Source organism: Microcoleus sp. (assembly GCF_041354475.1).
Classification (GTDB): domain Bacteria; phylum Cyanobacteriota; class Cyanobacteriia; order Cyanobacteriales; family Microcoleaceae; genus Microcoleus.
In genome coordinates this window covers 1-17859 of record NZ_JBGJZU010000108.1, presented here as the reverse complement: position 1 = coordinate 17859, position 17859 = coordinate 1, and the positions used below count along the sequence as shown (strand labels likewise).

General features: G+C 46.5%; 13 protein-coding genes, 1 tRNA gene and 1 pseudogene. 5 read left to right on the top strand and 10 right to left on the bottom strand.

The annotated features are described in order from the left end of the window. Positions 1-214 precede the first annotated feature (214 nt). Together glgB and ACBR23_RS26410 are read right to left on the bottom strand one after the other, a co-directional pair. Positions 215-2509, bottom strand: a complete 2295-nt coding sequence (gene glgB / locus ACBR23_RS26415) for a 1,4-alpha-glucan branching enzyme (protein ID WP_341739324.1) — start codon at positions 2507-2509, stop codon at positions 215-217. Between the two features lie 615 nt (positions 2510-3124). Next, on the bottom strand, positions 3125-3385 hold the full coding sequence (locus ACBR23_RS26410; RefSeq protein ID WP_341739323.1) for a serine protease: 261 nt from the start codon (positions 3383-3385) through the stop codon (positions 3125-3127). 588 nt (positions 3386-3973) lie between these two features. Between ACBR23_RS26410 and ACBR23_RS26405 the strand changes: the two genes are divergently transcribed. Then, complete coding sequence (locus tag ACBR23_RS26405) at positions 3974-4555, top strand: hypothetical protein (RefSeq protein WP_371120654.1); 582 nt, start codon at positions 3974-3976, stop codon at positions 4553-4555. A gap of 87 nt (positions 4556-4642) precedes the next feature. Beyond that, entirely contained in the window at positions 4643-6520 is a 1878-nt protein-coding gene (locus ACBR23_RS26400) for a peptidoglycan D,D-transpeptidase FtsI family protein (RefSeq protein WP_371120653.1), read from the top strand. Positions 6521-6552: 32 nt separating this feature from the next. Here the strand turns inward: ACBR23_RS26400 and ACBR23_RS26395 are convergent. After that, positions 6553-6771, bottom strand: a pseudogene (locus tag ACBR23_RS26395) (zinc ribbon domain-containing protein); the annotation flags it as partial. A 115-nt stretch (positions 6772-6886) separates the two neighbouring features. On the opposite strand from ACBR23_RS26395, the gene ACBR23_RS26390 reads away from it, so the two are divergent. Next, entirely contained in the window at positions 6887-7099 is a 213-nt protein-coding gene (locus tag ACBR23_RS26390; RefSeq protein WP_341739320.1) for a hypothetical protein, read from the top strand. On the opposite strand, the gene ACBR23_RS26385 is transcribed toward ACBR23_RS26390, so the two are convergent. The 7 genes from ACBR23_RS26385 to ACBR23_RS26355 all read right to left on the bottom strand — a co-directional run bounded on the left by ACBR23_RS26385 (position 7079) and on the right by ACBR23_RS26355 (position 14754). Further along, positions 7079-7618 (bottom strand): redoxin domain-containing protein, encoded by a 540-nt coding sequence (locus ACBR23_RS26385; protein ID WP_341739319.1) that lies wholly within the window; start codon positions 7616-7618, stop codon positions 7079-7081. The two genes, ACBR23_RS26390 and ACBR23_RS26385, sit on opposite strands and share 21 nt — an antisense overlap. 117 nt (positions 7619-7735) lie before the next feature. Beyond that, complete coding sequence (locus ACBR23_RS26380) at positions 7736-8335, bottom strand: peroxiredoxin (RefSeq protein ID WP_341739318.1); 600 nt, start codon at positions 8333-8335, stop codon at positions 7736-7738. Positions 8336-8459: 124 nt separating this feature from the next. Further along, a tRNA-Met gene (locus ACBR23_RS26375) sits at positions 8460-8532 on the bottom strand. 138 nt (positions 8533-8670) lie between these two features. Then, the gene (locus ACBR23_RS26370) at positions 8671-11112 is read right to left on the bottom strand and encodes a peptidoglycan DD-metalloendopeptidase family protein (protein WP_371117797.1); all 2442 of its coding nucleotides are present in this window, start codon (positions 11110-11112) and stop codon (positions 8671-8673) included. A gap of 584 nt (positions 11113-11696) precedes the next feature. Continuing rightward, positions 11697-12158 (bottom strand): tRNA (cytidine(34)-2'-O)-methyltransferase, encoded by a 462-nt coding sequence (locus ACBR23_RS26365; RefSeq protein WP_340524135.1) that lies wholly within the window; start codon positions 12156-12158, stop codon positions 11697-11699. Between the two features lie 247 nt (positions 12159-12405). Beyond that, entirely contained in the window at positions 12406-13557 is a 1152-nt protein-coding gene (gene gshA, locus ACBR23_RS26360) for a glutamate--cysteine ligase (RefSeq protein ID WP_341739315.1), read from the bottom strand. Positions 13558-13941: 384 nt separating this feature from the next. Beyond that, complete coding sequence (locus ACBR23_RS26355) at positions 13942-14754, bottom strand: cobyrinic acid a,c-diamide synthase (RefSeq protein WP_371117798.1); 813 nt, start codon at positions 14752-14754, stop codon at positions 13942-13944. An 835-nt stretch (positions 14755-15589) separates the two neighbouring features. Here ACBR23_RS26355 and ACBR23_RS26350 point away from each other — a divergent pair. Both ACBR23_RS26350 and ACBR23_RS26345 read left to right on the top strand, forming a co-directional pair. Beyond that, a complete protein-coding gene (locus tag ACBR23_RS26350; protein ID WP_371117799.1) occupies positions 15590-16453 on the top strand; it encodes an Npun_R2479 family HD domain-containing metalloprotein in 864 nt (287 codons plus the stop codon). A gap of 196 nt (positions 16454-16649) precedes the next feature. Further along, positions 16650-17543: an Rpn family recombination-promoting nuclease/putative transposase gene (locus ACBR23_RS26345; RefSeq protein WP_371120652.1), complete on the top strand. Its 894-nt coding sequence runs from the start codon at positions 16650-16652 to the stop codon at positions 17541-17543. Positions 17544-17859 lie beyond the last annotated feature (316 nt).

Below are 17859 nucleotides of genomic sequence, written 5' to 3'. Positions count from 1 at the left end.
AAGGGGGGAAGGGGGACTTTGATCGGAATCTTGTCCCCCCCTTCTTAAGGGGGGCTAGGGGGGATCTGGATTTAATAGTCAAACAGCAATCTGTGACTAGGTTTGACGTTAAGTTGACACCAATGGGCACTGCCGTATCCTAATTTCGGCCACTAACAACAGTCAACAGTCAACTGTCAACCGTCAACTGTCAACTGTCAACTATCAACCGTCATCAAAACTCTTGAGATTTTGCTGCTGTTTTTGCCCGATCGAGCTTCAAAATTAACACACCCAAAGGCGGCAAACACAAGTCGATCGAATAAGCACTATTGTGGAACCACCACTCATCAGTCCACTTGCCCCCCAAATTGCCCATATTGCTGCCACCGTACTCCCGTGCGTCGCTGTTAAACAACTCCGTATAGAAACCCGCCTCCGGCACTCCGACGCGATAATGAGAGTGCGGCTGCGGCGTAAAATTGCAAACAGTCACCACAAACTCGTCACTATCCTTAGCTCGACGTATAAAAGCGACGACGCTGTGCCGATTATCGCTGCAATCAATCCAGTCAAACCCATCCTCAGCAAAATCTTGACTATAAAGTGCTGATTCGCTGCGGTACAGATTGTTCAAATCCTTAAAAAACAGCTTCAACTTTTGGTGAGGCTCAAATTGCAGCAAATTCCACTGCAAATCCCCCCAAACGTTCCACTCTTGCCACTGACCGAACTCCATCCCCATAAACATGGTTTTCTTGCCTGGGTGAGTAAACATAAAAGTAAACAAACACCGCACGTTTGCACACTTTTGCCATTCATCTCCAGGCATTTTCCCAATGATGTGAGCCTTTCCGTGGACTACCTCATCGTGGGATAGCGCCAGCATAAAATTCTCGCTGTGGTTGTACCACATACTGAAAGTTATGTTGTTCTGGTGAAACTGGCGGAACCAAGGGTCCATGTGGAAATAGTCGAGCATATCGTGCATCCAACCCATGTTCCACTTCAGATTGAAGCCCAAGCCACCTACATAGGTCGGCCAAGAGACCATCGGCCAAGAGGTAGATTCTTCGGCGATGGACAGTGAACCAGGGAAATAGCTGAAAATTACATGATTCACCTGCCGCAGAAAATCTGCCGCCTCAATATTTTCCCGGCCACCGTACTGATTAGTCAGCCATTCTCCCGGTTCCCGACAGTAATCCAAATACAGCATGGAAGCCACGGCATCTACCCGAATTCCGTCGATGTGGTATTTGTCGAACCAGAAAAGAGCGTTAGATACTAAGAAATTCCGCACCTCGTTGCGGCCGTAGTTAAATACCAGGGTTCCCCACTCTTTGTGTTCGCCTTTGCGCGGGTCCGCGTGTTCGTACAAGTGAGTTCCATCAAAGAAAGCCAAACCGTGTCCATCTTTGGGGAAATGTCCCGGTACCCAGTCCACCAGTACACCAATGCCCACAGCGTGACACTGGTCAACAAAATACATGAAATCTTCTGGTTTGCCGTAGCGGGATGTTGGGGCGAAATAGCCCGTCACTTGATAACCCCAAGAGCCGTCGAAAGGATGTTCTGCCACTGGTAGAACTTCGATGTGAGTGTATCCCAAATCTTTGACGTAAGGAATTAGTCTATCGGCTAATTCCCGATAAGTCAGAAACCGGGCCCCTGGTTTCAGTTCAGAAACTTGGACGAGCCTTTCTATGTCACCATTTGGCAACACTGAAGGTTCATCACTGGCGGCATGGAGCCAAGAACCGATGTGGCATTCGTAAACGGAAATCGGCTGTGTCAGGGGGTCTGTCTGCCTCCGTTTTTCGATCCAAGCGCTGTCGTTCCAAGTGTAGGTGTTTAAGTCTGTGACTATGGATGCTGTTTTTGGTCGTACTTCTTGCTGGAAACCGTAGGGGTCTGACTTTTCATAGGGATGTCCGTCTTGGTTTTTCACTTCATATTTGTAGTGAGTTCCCGCATCGAGTCCCGGAATAAATAATTCCCAGATGCCATTTTGGGACTTCCGCATTTGATGTTTGCGGCCGTCCCAATAGTTGAAATCGCCTAAAACTGAGACGTTGCGCGCATTGGGCGCCCAAACTGCAAAATATACTCCTGGGATGCCGTCTACTTGGGTGAGGTGCGCCCCTAGTTTTTCGTAGATCCGGTGGTGATTACCTTCGGAGAATAGATGCTGGTCGAATTCTGTGAGTTTGGGCGATCGAAAGGCGTAGGGATCGTAGATAAAACGTTCGTGTTCTCCTTCTTTGACTCGCAGTTGGTAGTTAGCTAGTTCGGGAATTTCGATCGCACATTCAAAAAAATGAGGGTGATGTACTGACTGCATCGGGTGTTCCGTTCTCGATGCTGGCAACACCACTGATACCGCATCCGCATTGGGCAGATAAACTCGGACGGCCCAGATTTTTTTGCCGTTTTCCTCGATCGCGTGGGGGCCGAGCACTTCAAAGGGATCGTGGTGCTGATTCCCCACAATCCGGTCAATCTGTTCAAATGGGACAGTCGCGGGCATAAAACTACTTACCTCAATCACTTAATTTAATTATTTTGAAAAGAAAAAGTTGGCTCGACGTGGTACTTTACATTTTTTTACATTTTTTCTTGCTCATCCTACCACTGAATCAGCCTGATTTTGCCCGATCGCATTCTGACCCCGGCTTTCGGTCAAGTGTTTTCACCTGCCGTTGAGCTTGGTTTTGCTATGGGCTAATATCTAATTATCAAAATCTTAAAACAAATTGAAAGATTTGTATATTTCTCTAAATACTATTGACTTTTACTTTGTCTTGTGGTATGGCAACTACTGTATTAAAGTTTTTAGATCGATTTTAGATCAATCTTTAGGTCTAAATTCTTTCCTGTTCACACAGCCACTTATCGGCGTTAAGTACAAGCAATCATGAAAATAGCCACAGGCTAATATTATTTATTTTCACAATTTTTTTGATTGGATACTTGACAATGCACTCTGTTCAGAATTGTTTCTGCATCCATTGTCCCTTCGAGATCGGACAAAAACCAACACCCAACATCAGGCCCAGACCAGTGTGATAAAAAAATGTGAGAAGCGAACGATTTTTTAGCAGCAGGCTAGGCCCGTTGGGGCTGTACTCCGCGATCGCCGTGGTTAGGGCTTTTTAGGAGCAGGAGAAGCCGATTCTTTAGCAGCAGGAGACTTAGTAGCTGCGGGAGACTTTTCAGCCCCTGGAGACTTCTCAGCCCCTGGAGCGGTCTTTGGAGATTCCTTTGGTGCTGGAGCAGAAGCAGGAGGAGGACTGGCTTCACCAGCAGAGGAAGGAGTAGCGGTAGGGGCAGTTTCACCAGCGCAAGCGCCAAGAGTGGCGGCTAAGCCTAGTACCAAAGTCAGACGAATTAATCCCTTGTTCATAAAAAATCTCCTAGGTTGGAAACCCTGTCTGTTTAGAGCAGGGATGAAAACGAGTGAGCGGTTTTGAACCGTAAAATCAGAAATCTCATCGCTCCCGGCGAGATTCCGTGGCTTCTATCAGTAACACTCTGGTAGAGCAGCTACAGATAGGGAATGGTTTACTGGAGAACCAATGCTGGCACGAATCGAGCGACGATTCGCTCGTTGATTACAATACTGCATTTAGTCACATATTCCCACATCAAATCAAAGATTATTTTGTGGGCTGACAACAGACCCATTGAGGATATGTTGAACTTGGCTTCGAGGTATCCTGATGATTGACCTCTACAGGGTTTTATAGTCAGGAAGTATAGCTGGCCTTACTGCCGATCGGCTCAAGGATTTGTTTTACTTCCGGGTATCCTAAGATGGCAAAGTTTTTCTTTTTCCGGTAAAAGAAGCAGGAAAATAGACCAGTGATAGGATTGGTTAGTTGGTTTGTGAGGTATCCTTGGCAAGGATAACCGATCTAGCTCCAATTGCCACCATTGAATATCCGATCGCTCCAAAAGCAATCCTAACCTAAGTCAAGTATTGGTGAATTCTATGACTGCTGCTATCAGAACCACGGATTCTCGCCGCAAAGCGGCTCGCAAACCCGCCTCTGGGTCTGCCAACAGCAAAGTTACTTCCATTGCTCAACGCAGGCGGGCAAAAACAGGGCCAGTATTACCCAACTACTCCCCAGCAGAAACAGCTCAAACACAGCCTCGGCAGGAAGCATCTGTACTCAAAGTGCTGCCGCATCATCGCGTATATCCGGCGTGGCTCCAATCGCTCCTGGGAGTCCAACGGGCTTCTTCTGTGGCAGTTATACTGCTGTTGAGCGGAGCTTTAAGTGTCTACGGCTTGACAGTCTACGGCCAGCAACGCTGGAGTCAAGAGTATCAAAAGTTGGAAACTCTGCGCCTCCGAGAACAGCAGTTGAGTGCCGCCAGCGAAGTCTTGAAACACCAACTGGCTAAAGACGCGGAAAATCCAGCAACGGGTTTGGCCCCACAGAAGCCTGGGGAGACAATTTTCTTGCAGCCAACCCCAGTTGGTCGATCGCCCCAAGCGGCGACCCCACCAACTCCCGCCCCAGGAGCCCAGGGTTCAGATACTGTGGAAACTCCCCTAGGTTATTAATCAGGAATGGGGCATCGGGCATCGGTTATTGGTTAGGACGAACAACCAACAAATAACCAATAACCACTAACTAATGACTTATTGTTTATGAGCTACGATCCTCGTTTTGACCGCTACAGATCCCCCAACTCGAAAGGTTCAAAACAGCCGGACGATCGCACTCGATGGGCTAAACCAACGAAAAGTGCTATTTCTGGCAAGCCTGGTAGCCCGCCTCGGCCACCGATGAATCGCTTAAAACTGAGCAAGTTTCGCTTGTGGGCGGTGTGGGCCGTGTTGATGTTAGGAGGGCTAGGGCTGGCTGTGAATTTGTTTTATTTGCAGGTGACGCGAGGGCCAGCGCTGCAAAAACAAGCCCAGCAGCAACAGACTTTGAAAACTAAGCCCTTTGTACCCAGACGTCCGATTATTGACCGCAATGGGAATGTGTTGGCGATCGACCGACAGGTGTACACGCTCTACGCTCACCCGAAGTTATTTAAGCACACCAAGGCAGAAATCGCAGCCTCCTTGGCTCCCATGCTCCCCATCAAAGTTACCGCGGGTAATACGGCGGAAACTGAATTGCTGCAAAAGTTTAATCTGGCCGAAAGTGGTATTACGATCGCTGATTCCTTGGCTCAAGAAGTTGCCGATCGAGTGGGGCGGATGCTGATTAAAAATAGTCCCGTTGATGGGTTGGAATTGGTGCGACAGCAGCAGCGTTTTTACCCGCAGCAGGAATTGGTAGCCGATGTCTTGGGTTATGTCGATGGAGAGCGGAAGGGGCAAGCAGGAGTAGAATACAGTCAGCAGAATTTGCTGGAACGATCGATGCCGTCAATTCAATTTAGTAAGTCGATCGATGGGCATTGGCTTCCCGATCGACTGACGGCAGGATTTGTCCAGTTGGATGACTTGAAATTGCAATTGACGATTGACAGCCGTTTGCAGCGGGTAGCCCGGATTGCTCTGAGGGAAAAAATGGAGAAACATGGGGCGAAGCGGGGCACAGTGATTGTGATGGATGCCCGTAATGGAGAGTTGCTATCGATGGTGGCCGAACCATCCTACGATCCCAATCAGTATTTTAATTTTGGTTTGGAACGTTATAAAAATTGGGCTGTCACTGATGTTTACGAACCAGGTTCGACTTTTAAAGCAATTAATGTGGCGATCGCCATGGAAGCTGGTGCTGTCAAACCTAACAGCGTGTTTAACGATGAAGGTCGAATTTACATGGGTATCTGGCCGATTCAAAATTCCGATTATCAGTCAGCAGGGGCGCGGGGTCCTTCGACGGTTACAGAGATTTTAAAACATTCTAGTAATGTGGGGATGGTACACATTATGAGAACTATGAAGTCTTCTCTTTACTATCAAGCTTTAGAAAAACTAGGACTAGGACAAAGTGCAGGTACTGATTTGCCTTTTGAAGTAACCAGTCAGCTCAAAAATCGAGAGCAATTTATCAATTCTCCGGTGGAAGTTGCTACCACTGCTTTTGGCCAAGGTTTTTCAATTACTCCGATTCAATTGGTGCAGCTTAATGGGGCTTTGGCGAATGGTGGAAAGTTGGTAACTCCCCACGTAGTGCGGGGACTTTTCGATCGCGAAGGTCAAGCTTATTGGAAGCTTCCGAGGGTTGTAGCGAAGCAGGTTTTTTCACCTAAAACCACTAAGCAAGTGTTAGAGATGATGGAAACTGTTGTGGATGGCGGTACGGGGAAGGCTGCACAGATTCCCGGCTATCGAATTGCAGGGAAAACGGGTACGGCTCAAAAGGCTAGTGGTGGTGGTTATTCTAACAAGGCGATTATTACTAGCTTTGTCGGAATTATGCCTGTGGAGGCTCCTCGGTATGTGGTTTTGGCAGTGATTGATGAGCCGAAGGGGGGTTCGGGAGGGACTGTAGCGGCACCGATTGTGGAGTCGGTGATGGAGGCGCTGATTAGTATTGAGAAGATTCCTCCTAGTAAGAAATAGGAGGCTACCATAGTTCAAGGGCTCTGATAGTTTTAATCCAGACAATCCCCGACAATCGGTAAAAATCTGAATATAGCACACTCATCAGACACGTCTGAGAGTATGGTGGTATCCCACAAAGCTTTGAGGAAAATCCCCAAAGCGCCATTAAAATCGCGGGGTATTTCATAACCGCAGTTGGGACATCTAAAAGTTTTAGAGCCACCTAACTTTCTATGAATATGACCGCATTTTGTACAAGTTTTGGAAGTCCCCAAGCGTTAATTTTGGTCTGGGTTTGGATCATGGTTGCCTGTTTCCTTTGCTAGATATTTGCTAGACATTTGCTAGATATTTGCTAGACATTTGCTAGACATCAACACCACGATGGAATTTACGTTCAACGGCCACGAATGCTTAACTACAATTCGCTCTGTATCAGCGGTTGACGAGTGTCGAGGTGCTTATGACTTGGCACTGGGGCGATGGATGTGGCGGTATCCCAACAATGCCAACGGTGTCCTAGACATCGGGGGTGGCACAGCAATTGCCAGATTGTTCGCCCCCGGTGGTGGAGTGTCAAGAGGGAATAGATTTTAACAAAGTTTCCACACTAGCATTGTGGTCGATAAAGGAGAACAAATGTTTAAATAGAAGTTTTCCATCTGCATCCAAAACAAACTGAGCAGGCAAAGGCGCTCCTAAAGCTTGACCGACTTGATAGGCGCGAAAAACTTGACAACTAGGATCGCTCAAAAGTGGCATTTTTAAGCTTAAATCTCTAACCACTATCTGACTTTGCCGCTCGTCGGTACTTGTCACCATCAATAATTCTATATTGCGATCGGCAAATTTTTCCCAGTTTTCATTCAAGGCTTTAATATGAGGAAAACAGAAGGGGCAATATTGCTTTTCAGTAAAAATCCGAGTAAAAGCCAGAACCACAGGCCTATCGCCGCGATAATTAGATAGCCGTACTAATTTACCATTATTGAGATCCGGCAATTCAAAATCAGGGGTTCTGTGTCCCAGTTTCAGAGAATTAGTAGCAGGGACAGGCAATAAATTTTGGAAAAACCGCTGATTTAACAAGCCGCTAAAATCAGTAGAAGTCAGCATATTTCCTAATTGGGTAATTGGGAATTGGGGAATTGGGGAATTGGGAATTGCAGGGAAAGTTTCGAGTTTTGAATTAAAAACTCTTTAACTCAAAACTCAAAACTCAAAACTATCAATTTAGACAGCAGCAAAGAAGACTTTAGACTTAACTGGATCGGGAGTCATAGTCTTGTCACCGGGCTGCCAGCCAGCGGGACAAACTTCATCGGGGTGAGACTGGACGTGTTGAATAGCTTGGAGAGTGCGGAGAGTTTCATCCACGTTGCGACCGAAGGCAAGGTTGTTGATAGTGGAGTGTTGGATGATGCCTTCTTTATCGATGATAAACAGACCTCTGAGGGCAATGCCTGCTTCTGGGTCAAGCACGTTGTAGGCGGCACTAATTGTTTTTTTGATATCAGCCACTAAAGGATAGTTGAGGTCGCCAACCCCGCCGGATTTGCGGTCTGATTGTATCCAAGCTAGGTGAGAGAATTCGCTGTCAACGGATACGCCGAGGATTTCGGTATCGAGTTTATTGAAGTCTTCAAAGCGATCGCTAAATGCTGTAATCTCTGTTGGGCAGACAAAAGTGAAGTCCAAGGGGTAAAAGAACAGGACTACATATTTTTTGCCTTTATAGTCAGACAGTTTAACAGTCTTGAATTCCTGATCCACTACCGCTGTTGCTGCGAAGTCTGGGGCAGCCTGACCAACCCGGAGGCATTCACTCGTCATAGATTTTGTTTCCTTTTTTACGAACTGTTACAAATATATCATAGTCATAACGAGTACAGTTACCTTAAATCAAAATAAAAAACACGCTCTCAGTTTTGAGAGCGTGCTGATTGTCATCACATTATGGCTCAGGCGGGATTTGAACCTGCGACCTTGGGCTTATGAGTCCCCTGCGCTAACCACTGCGCCACTGAGCCAAAACCTGTTCACGATTTACTATCGTAGCACGGTAGGGCGTTTTAGGGATAGCTGCTTGACTACATTATTTGTAATGACCAACGAATAAAGTCATGAGTTTTGCTGATATATCAAAACCCATAACTTGAAACAAATGCTTAGCGAGAAGCGCTGGAATCATCCTTGGGCAGGAAAGCCATCGGATTGACAGCTCCCGATCCGGCGGGATGAATTTCAAAGTGCAAGTGAGGGCCGGTACTATTGCCTGTGCTCCCCATTTCGGAAATCTGTTCCCCTTGAGCAACTTTCTGACCTTTTTGCACCAAAATCCGGCTGTTGTGGGCATAGACAGTCTCAGTGCCGTCAGGATGGGTAATTTCCACCAGATAGCCGTAGCCACCGTCGTTCCATTGTGCATAGGTTACTACCCCGTCCGAGGCGGCGACAATGGGTGTGCCGATCGGTCCTGCAACGTCAATACCCTTGTGCATCCGTCCCCAACGCCAGCCGTAGCCGGAAGTGAAAACACCTTTAGCAGGCCAAATAAACCCATTGGCCGACTGTTTTGAACCGTTAGGCAGATAGGTATCAGCGCCAGAAAGGGGTGGCAATTCAGGAGAAACCATCTGTCCCAAAGAGGGATTGCTGAGGGGGTCGTAACCCTGGGAACCCAAGGGAGCAGTCGCCACCACGGGCCGTTCTAAATTAGAGTTCGGTGTCAGGTCGATCGGTTGCGATTGGGCGGCGCGGGCGGGGTCAAAACGCTCTTGCTGCTGCTTCTGAACCTCCTGGCTCCACACTCTCGACGGGGGTCTGCTGATTTCATTCTGCACCGTTCCAGCGTACTCTGGGGTGTAGAGATAGGGGTTGAGACGTTCGCTGTCCTCAGACAAGTTGCCACCAGGGACTTGAGCCTCTGGGTCTTGCGTGGGAGCTAGGGCCACTGAATTGGGACCGATCGAATTTCGCTCTGCCCGATATTCCTCTCGTAGCCGGACGACTTCCGCCCTTAAGCGTTCAGCATAAGGATTCAGAGCCTCTGCCGATGGAGTAGTCGCTGCTGAGGAATCCGGTAGAACACTAGCTCCATCGGTGGCTAAACCCTGGGTGCTGACAACTGGTGTCCAGTTAGCAGGCTGAGCTGATGCAGCATTCAAGGTAGAGCTGGCAGTGGCTGGCATTGGTAGCGCACTGGTATCAACAGCACCGGTGAATTTTGGTTCGCCTTGAAGCTCCAACTTCCCAGGGTCGCTAATGGTTTGAGAAACTTGAGTTAGCGGGATGTTGTTAATTTGGGGAACCATCGGCGCTGAAATATTGTTCAGACCTTCCAAGTTCGCCAGGGGAGAGACCATCGGTACTGTGGGCGCAGATACTGTAACGCCAGCACCAGGAATTTCTGGGGTAGACGAGCTGGGGTTCAAAGATGCGGGAACCGAAGCTGCCGAAAAGACAGATGTAGAGTTAGATGCCTGAATAGAAACGGATGCTTGTACCGCTGGATTGTTTGACCCAGCTTTCGGAATTTTCAGCCGTTGATTGACATTGAGTAAATTGGGGTTGCCGAGCTTGTTGACGGCGATCAGGTCTTGTGCCGACACGCCCTGAGATGAGGCGATCGCATCTAGGGTATCTCCTGGACGCACACTGTACAACACATCCGTTGGTGCGGAGGTAGTGTTGGCTGGGGCAACTACCACAGCAGAGGGTAAACTGGGTGTTACCAGGGATTGTTCAATAGATGATGATTGAGCAAACCCGCTATTCGGGATACCCGTTGGCGTTGCAGAGGTGGAAGATGCCTGCGTCGGTGCAGGCGACTGCAAGGATACAGCCGATGATGTAGATGAACTCGTTCCTCCCTCAGACTCTAACTGGGTCTGACCCACTGCTGTTGTCCGGTTTTCCTGTTTTTTCAAACTCTCAATCGCCCCGTTGGGATTGGGCACGAAGCTGGAGTTTGGCTCCGGTGTGGGAGTTCCGAGGGGGATCGTTGCTGTTGATTGCTCCCCTGATTGCACCACCGGACTAGAAGCAGGCTCAGAGCCTGTTAAATCTAACTTTTGTTCGGGATTGACCTGGGAGGTTTCCTCGGCTGCTGCGTCTGGGGTGTTGCCGACATTCTGTTGTGGTGCGACGACATCCGCCGACGGAATTGTAAGTTTTTGCCCTACTTGGAGTAAGGTTTCGGATTTAATGCCGTTAGCAGTTGCTAGTGCATTTGGAGCAACTGCATAGTCCTGTGATAACTCCCACAGAGTTTGTCCTGGTTGCACCTTAACCGCTACCTGCTTATCAGGTTGAGCTGCTGATGCAACTGGGGAAGTATCACCTACAGAGGTAGGGATTTCGTTAGCCGACGCTGGCTGTACTTCGGCGGTGGGTTCTGGTGTCGGTGCGAGTTCGGACGCGCGAGCGCTGTCCCCGGTTCTCGGCAGCAAGATGCCGGAAGCACCCACCGATATTGCAAGTCCGAGCGTGGCTAGAGAGCGAACTCTGCCAGTGCTTAGCGTTGTCTGTTTGGACTGTTCTGTAGAACCGTCTCTGTCGATTTCACTAGCCTTAACAGGCTGATTTTTTTGGGGATATATTCGTTTCAAAAAAACGACCTCCTACTGAGAAGCGCTAACTGTCCTTGGAAACACGCAAGGGATTGCATGACACTGATTTATCAACAAACAAAAATATTTTGATTGTTGACAGCTATCATGCTTAGGCAAGATTACCTTGATTTTTTAATTTAGACAAGCTCGGAGAGCCAAAAAAATTAAATTTTCTGGTAAATTATGCGGCGATCGCACCCAAAACCCTTACACGGCAATAGCTAGAACAAATAGATAAAATATCTGTTCGCCACTGCGGGCTAGGAGTAAGATCTTTAACGATCGCACTCTATCCTAACTTCGCAAATAACTACAACCGTATATTTACTAGATGTAGCGCCACTATGGGTTCTAAGTTCCATCTCGAACGCTAGAACGCTCAAAAACTCTGTTTTGCTTGCTCAATCATCTTTGAAACATTTTGGTATTGATGATAACAATCTCTTTTTGGTTCAATATGATCTATTAATCTTGGCTGTTTAGATTCTCACAGCTTTGATACAAATTTCTTATATTTTGATGTAGATTTCCTAGAGGTATAAAGCTATTAAATATCTATATGTGTATGTATAGATGATTCTTTATCCCAGTTCGCCCAACTGTCGCTTTGCCTCAAATAAACCTACAGCGGCGCTGACAGAAAGATTTAAACTCCGCACTCCCGGCTGGCTCATGGGAATAAAAACTGTGGCATCGCAGGCATCTAAGACAAATTGAGGAATGCCGACTGTTTCCGAGCCAAACATCAGCCAGTCGCTGGCAAGAAACTGGAATTGCGTGTAACTGTATCGCCCGCCTGTGCTGAATCCGATGGAGCGTCCTCCCCGTTGCTGCTGACAAGCCAGAAAAGCTTCTAAATTCTCGTGAATGTGGAGGTTGACATGGGGCCAGTAATCTAAACCAGCCCGTTTCAGGTAGCGATCGGTAATTTCAAATCCCAGTGGCCCGACCAAATGCAATTCAGTGCCTGTGGCTGCGCAAGTGCGGGCGATATTCCCAGTATTGGGGGGGATTTGGGGGTGAATCAAGACAAGTTGGGGCATGAAGCTATAGAAGAAGGAAGAAGCAAGAACGAAGAAGTCACCCCCCCTCCGCCGTTGGGGGGCAGGGGGGAAATTCAGGAAAAAGCAAGAAGGGAGATGTCTAATGGTTTGGGCCATTAAGAGCGTCTTCACCGTCTTGGTAGTTGCAGAAAAATCTACCCAAAGGTAGAGACAACCATAGCTTTTATTTATAACCTGTGTCTGACGCGATTGATTAAATATTCTGATTTGTCGGGAAATTGTCTTTTCAAGCAACTAACTGGGCGCACAAGTTATCTTCGAGTTCCCATTCCTGTTGAACCATACCATTAATCCCTTGCCGAATAATACTGCGGGTGTCCAAACCACTCTCATGGAGTTTTAACCACTGCTGGGCGGTGTTGCCTTCTCGCAGAATCTTTTTGAGCGGTGAGAGAAAGCAGCTAAAGCCACTTTTTTTGGCAATTGGCCAGACTTGCTGGTAAATTTCCTCTATCCAATCCCGTGCCAGAATAGTTCTGCCATCTTGCCAGTGTCGCAGTTCTGCATCCAAACTGTGACGAGATGCAGCAATTTCGTTGGCATCGGTGAGAGCAACTAAGTCTTGGTTGCGGGTAGCGGCGGGGAAGGTGGACAGTTCTAAGGGGTCTAAGCTGGGGTCTTCCATCATCTGCCCAATCCGAGCTTCTAGCAAGGCTGTAATGGCTAACAGGGCAAGAGGATTGACTTCAAGGTCACAAATTCTCAGTTCTAGGCGGTTGAGACAGTAGGGGCGACGATCGCCATTGGGGCGCACGGCAGACCACAGGTGGCGGACGTTTTGCATGGTACCGAGTTGTAGCTGTTCCTCAGTCCACTGGATGTAATGCTTGTGACTTTCAAACAGGGGGACGATGGCGGGAGTTTTGGGAAACAAACCCCAGCGGGTGGAATGATAGCCGGTGACTTCGCCATCAAGGAAAGGGGAGGAAGCACTCAAGGCCAGGTAGAGGGGTGCTTCCACGCGGGCGAGGCGAATTGCCCGCATCAGCATTTCTGGTTGAGCGATGCCGATGTTGATGTGAATGCTGGCGGTGACGACTTTGGTGCCGTAGGTTTGCTCGATGTAGGTGTGGTAGGGGTTGTTGGGGTCCGATCTGTAAAATCGATCGCTCCCTCCCAGAGAGAGGGTACTTCCCGGCAGTAAGGTATAGTCGCCCAATTGTTTTAAATATTGCCGCAGCCGGACTCGCGGCTTGACTAGGGCACACAGGAGGCGATCGTAGCTGCATAGTGGGGCCGTCGTGTATTCTACATTGCGACTATCGGGTTCTCGTACAAATCCCTCTAAATCAGCGACTATGCGATCGGAGAGACCGACAACATCACCTTCTGGCGTGCCGGTATACATTTCTACTTCAAAACCTTTTGATACCAGCACGTTGATTCCTCAGCTAAGTTGAGTGCTGCTGTTTATTATCCCAAAAATTGGCCATTTCAGACTATCCTCCACAAGGCATAGTTGCCCATTTTTATCTCTTCCCAGGAAATCTAGGTGCTATGGATTTGCACTAAGAAATTTGAGAATGGGTAATGGGTAATGGGTAATGGGGCATTGGTAATGGGTAATGGGTAATGGGCCCTTCGGCTTCGCGAGCGGGTCGAAGCATGGGGCATAGGGTATATGGCATTATTAATTACCAATTACCAATCACCTGTTACCAATCACCTGTTACCAATTACCAATTACCAATTACCAATTACCTATTACCAATTCTCGCTCATACCTCCTATGAGAGCTCGAAGGGCTATATTTGCTTGACGATCAATAAATAAATTGCAATTCCGTTGGAAATCTTGCTTCTTCCGGCTCTGGATTGTAGATATAATCGCAGTCAAAGTGCAAAGCTTGAGCGTGCCGACTGATAGAAAATCCACAGTTAGTTACCATTTCTGTGGTAAAAGTTGCGGTTACTAATTCAATTAGTTTTTTGTAGGCAATATTCGGCTGTTGAACGTAATAGACGCGCCTAGCAAAAAATATTTTTTCATCTTTTGGGACAATGATACCGTTGATTTTGTGTGCGTGTTGAATCGGCTTGATGTAGGTTTCGATAAACTGGTACTGATTTTTTTGTAGTCTCGCCAATCGTTCGTGTTGCAACCAGCTCATTTGAAATACTATTTTCATGAATTCAAAACCCAAAATGTAGTTGAAAACATTATTGCGTTCTTCTGTACTCAAAACGAAACGAAGTGCCGATTCTAAATACTGGTCGTTTTGCCCGCGTACTTGTTGAGCGGAGTGGATGTAAAATTGTTTGATGTAAGTTCTTAAATCTGATTCGTTTAATTCTTTTTTAACTCGGAACCTGATCAGATACTGTTTGACTCGATGTAGGGTATCTACATCTTCAAACATTTTTGAAACTAAGCCATCTGCCGTGTAGTCATCTAAAAATTCGGCTTGCAAGTCGGGAGTGGATGCGCACAAGATATAACAGAGGGACAATAGATAGCGGCGCTTGTTCCAAGGGAGGCTTTGGGCCCAATCTTTGACTTCTAGAGGAATTTGCCCTAGGATATCTGGGTGTCGGCGTTGAGAAAGGTCGGCATATTTATTTTGTGCTTGAATCATTGCCTATAACCTTGATTATGAAGATGATTAAGTGGAGGAGATAATGTATCGCAGAGAAATTTACGGGACAGGAATTATGGAGAGATGCACTTAATTTGTTATTTTATTATTTTTTTTATATTATATATACTGTTTTAGTTCCCATGGGTGATACAGATCACATTAATTTGGGTTTGAAATCACAAAAATTAGGTGTGCCGATCGCCTCTTGAGAATCGAGGTGTCACAAAAAAGACTTATCCTCGTCACCTGAGAATCTACGGATTGAGTGGATGATGAAGTAGAGTTATTATTAGTCATAATTACTGAGGTTTGTGATAACTATACCCTAAGTATTTTTTCTCAAAATCATGACCAGGATTTAGCTATTGCCCCCTCGACTTGCGGATGCAGTGGGATAGTAGTTAGATTGAATAGATTTCCGATCGCGATTCCTAGCTAAGTAGTTGTACCAAGTTATACTGTTAATGTGTTCTGTTGAGTGAAATATCCAACGATAGGGCGATCGCAGCGGAAGATGTCAAACAATTTTGGATGTTAGATGTCAGAGGTGGGATTTTCTTTAACGAAATAGCTTGATTGTCAGGGCTTAGTGGTGCTTGAAGGGTTTGACACCTCGATCGCCTATAGATGCCAATTATTTAGGGTGCGCCTGGAGTGGCTAGTTGTTCGATAGCTAATTTCAGCCTTCGTCGTTCATAATCTATTAGTAGATGCTTGGAGATAATAACGGGAATTCAGAGAAAAAAGTAGCTAAAAATCAAGCTAAAATTGTTGCCTCTCCTCAACCAGGATAAAAATATTTAAACCGCTAGTTTCGAGCAGGGAAGTGAATATGTTTAATGCCACAGAATTACTGATTAAAGCTTTCATAAATCGGCTGATTGAAGGATACCGCTACACTTACGGTGGCTTCAAGTCAGACTATGGAGAGATTATTGGCTGGGTAGCTGATATGGCCTTGCAAAATATTGCCAATAGCGATGCTCTTTACCACAATGTAGAACATACTATTTTAGTGACCTTGGTGGGACAGGAAATTATGCGTGGCAAACACATTCGTGAAGGGGGTGTTTCCTGTGAAGATTGGCTGCATTTCCACATAGCTTTGCTATGTCACGATATTGGGTATGTGAAGGGAGTTTGCCGTCTCGATCAAACTGATTTGAGGATGTATGCGACGGGGGTAGGCGATGGGAAAATAAAACTGCCTCCGGGGGCGACGGATGCTAGTTTGACTCCCTATCATGTCGATCGCGGTAAAATGTTTGTTTCTGAGCGTTTTGGCGGTCATAAACTGATTAATGCGGAGCGGGTTAAGCGTAATATTGAGCTAACTCGTTTCCCAGTGCCGGTGGAGGAAGATTATCAAGATACGGTCAATTATCCGGGTTTAGTTCGCGCGGCTGATTTAATTGGTCAGTTGAGCGATCCGCGATATTTGCAAAAAGTGGCGGCGCTGTTTTACGAGTTTGAGGAAACTGGTCAGAATCAGATTTTCGGGTATAGGAATCCGGGGGATTTGCGGGATGGATATCCTAAGTTTTATTGGAATGTGGTTTATCGGTATATCAAGGATGCGATCGGCTATTTGGAACTGACGCAGCAGGGGAAACAAGTTGTGGCTAATTTAAGCGCGAATGTGTTTCGGGTGGAGCATTCTCAGGTGATATCTGAGGATGTGGCTGTAGCTCGTTGAATCCTTGTCCGATAGGAGGAACGAAGCAATCCTAATAAAATGTGTAATTCGCGATTCCCAACAGGCCCAACCCATTTCCCATTAGACATCTCCTAAAAAGACAGTCAAGAACAGGCAGGATGCCTGTTCCACAATAATCATGGGAGAGGTCTATTGAGTTAAAATAATAGGTAAACTACTTTAACATAGATTGACCATGAGATTCATTAACCCCAAAATCGAGTTTGCCTTCAAAAAAATATTTGGCTCAAATCAAAGCAAACCAATCTTAATCAGCTTTCTCAATGCTATGATTTATGATGGCAATCCCACCATCACTGACTTAGAAATTATCGACCCGTATTTAGCATCGAGAGTACAGTATCTCAAAGACTCTTACCTGGATGTCAAAGCCAGACTGGCAGGAGGCGAAACTGTAATTATCGAGATGCAAGTTTTAAATGTAGAATCTTTTGCGAAACGGGTAGTTTACAATACTGCGAAAACTTACTCAACTCAACTGATTCGCGGTGAAGGTTACTTTAAGTTAAAGCCTGTAATTGCTTTGACAATTACAGATTTTGAAATGTTTGACAATGACCGAGAAGTAATTTCTCACTTTGTGTTTAAGGAGAAAAAGCGTTTATTTGAGTATCCAGATCCAGGGATGGAAATGATATTTATTGAATTGCCAAAATTCAACAAACAATTGGATCGGTTGGAAACTTTGACTGATAAGTGGGTTTATTTTATGAAAAATGCCCCCTGTTTGGAAGTAGTACCGTCCACAATGGAAAATGTTTCGGAAATACAACAAGCTTTTGCGATTGCTAATGAAACTAACTTGAATCCTGAAGAGTTGAAAGATTTAGAAGATCGCGAGAGGTATATTATGGATCAGCAGGGAATCTTGCGAAAGGGAATTGAAGAAGGACTCGCACAAGGGCGAGAAGAAGGCAGAGAAGAAGGCAGAGAAGAAGGAATCGCGCTAGGAATGCGAGAAAAAGCTCTGGAAATTGCTAGGCAACTTCTGAATGTTCTGGACAATCAAACTATCAGTCAAACTACTGGTTTGAGTGTTGAAGATATTCAAAGTCTGCGATCGGAATAAAAGGAGGAAAATGAGGGGAAAAAGTCCGATCGCCCTGACAATCGTATTCAGTAAAAAATAGAATGCGCGAAGCCCTCCCCCCTTGGGCAGCAGGGCGGTTTCATTCTCAGAAAAAGCATCATTTTTTAGGGGTAGTGCCAAGAATGCCTACCCTCCCCGTCCACTCAAGGGCTGATTATTTCTGATATCGTGGTACATTTACGCGATACATTTCAAATATCTTGGACAAGTCAGACACATGAAAATACCTCGATAGCATCGCCCGCAAGGGTGAAGGGCGTACCCGCCAAAGCTTTTAGCATAATGCCAAAAGCAC

What these genes read in the sequence shown, in the direction of transcription:
- glgB (WP_341739324.1), bottom strand. Translation starts at nt 2,509, where the DNA reads ATGCCCGCGACTGTCCCATTTGAACAGATTGACCGGATTGTGGGGAAT.
- ACBR23_RS26410 (WP_341739323.1), bottom strand. Translation starts at nt 3,385, where the DNA reads ATGAACAAGGGATTAATTCGTCTGACTTTGGTACTAGGCTTAGCCGCC.
- ACBR23_RS26405 (WP_371120654.1), top strand. Translation starts at nt 3,974, where the DNA reads ATGACTGCTGCTATCAGAACCACGGATTCTCGCCGCAAAGCGGCTCGC.
- ACBR23_RS26400 (WP_371120653.1), top strand. Translation starts at nt 4,643, where the DNA reads ATGAGCTACGATCCTCGTTTTGACCGCTACAGATCCCCCAACTCGAAA.
- ACBR23_RS26390 (WP_341739320.1), top strand. Translation starts at nt 6,887, where the DNA reads ATGGAATTTACGTTCAACGGCCACGAATGCTTAACTACAATTCGCTCT.
- ACBR23_RS26385 (WP_341739319.1), bottom strand. Translation starts at nt 7,618, where the DNA reads ATGCTGACTTCTACTGATTTTAGCGGCTTGTTAAATCAGCGGTTTTTC.
- ACBR23_RS26380 (WP_341739318.1), bottom strand. Translation starts at nt 8,335, where the DNA reads ATGACGAGTGAATGCCTCCGGGTTGGTCAGGCTGCCCCAGACTTCGCA.
- ACBR23_RS26365 (WP_340524135.1), bottom strand. Translation starts at nt 12,158, where the DNA reads ATGCCCCAACTTGTCTTGATTCACCCCCAAATCCCCCCCAATACTGGG.
- ACBR23_RS26355 (WP_371117798.1), bottom strand. Translation starts at nt 14,754, where the DNA reads ATGATTCAAGCACAAAATAAATATGCCGACCTTTCTCAACGCCGACAC.
- ACBR23_RS26350 (WP_371117799.1), top strand. Translation starts at nt 15,590, where the DNA reads ATGTTTAATGCCACAGAATTACTGATTAAAGCTTTCATAAATCGGCTG.
- ACBR23_RS26345 (WP_371120652.1), top strand. Translation starts at nt 16,650, where the DNA reads ATGAGATTCATTAACCCCAAAATCGAGTTTGCCTTCAAAAAAATATTT.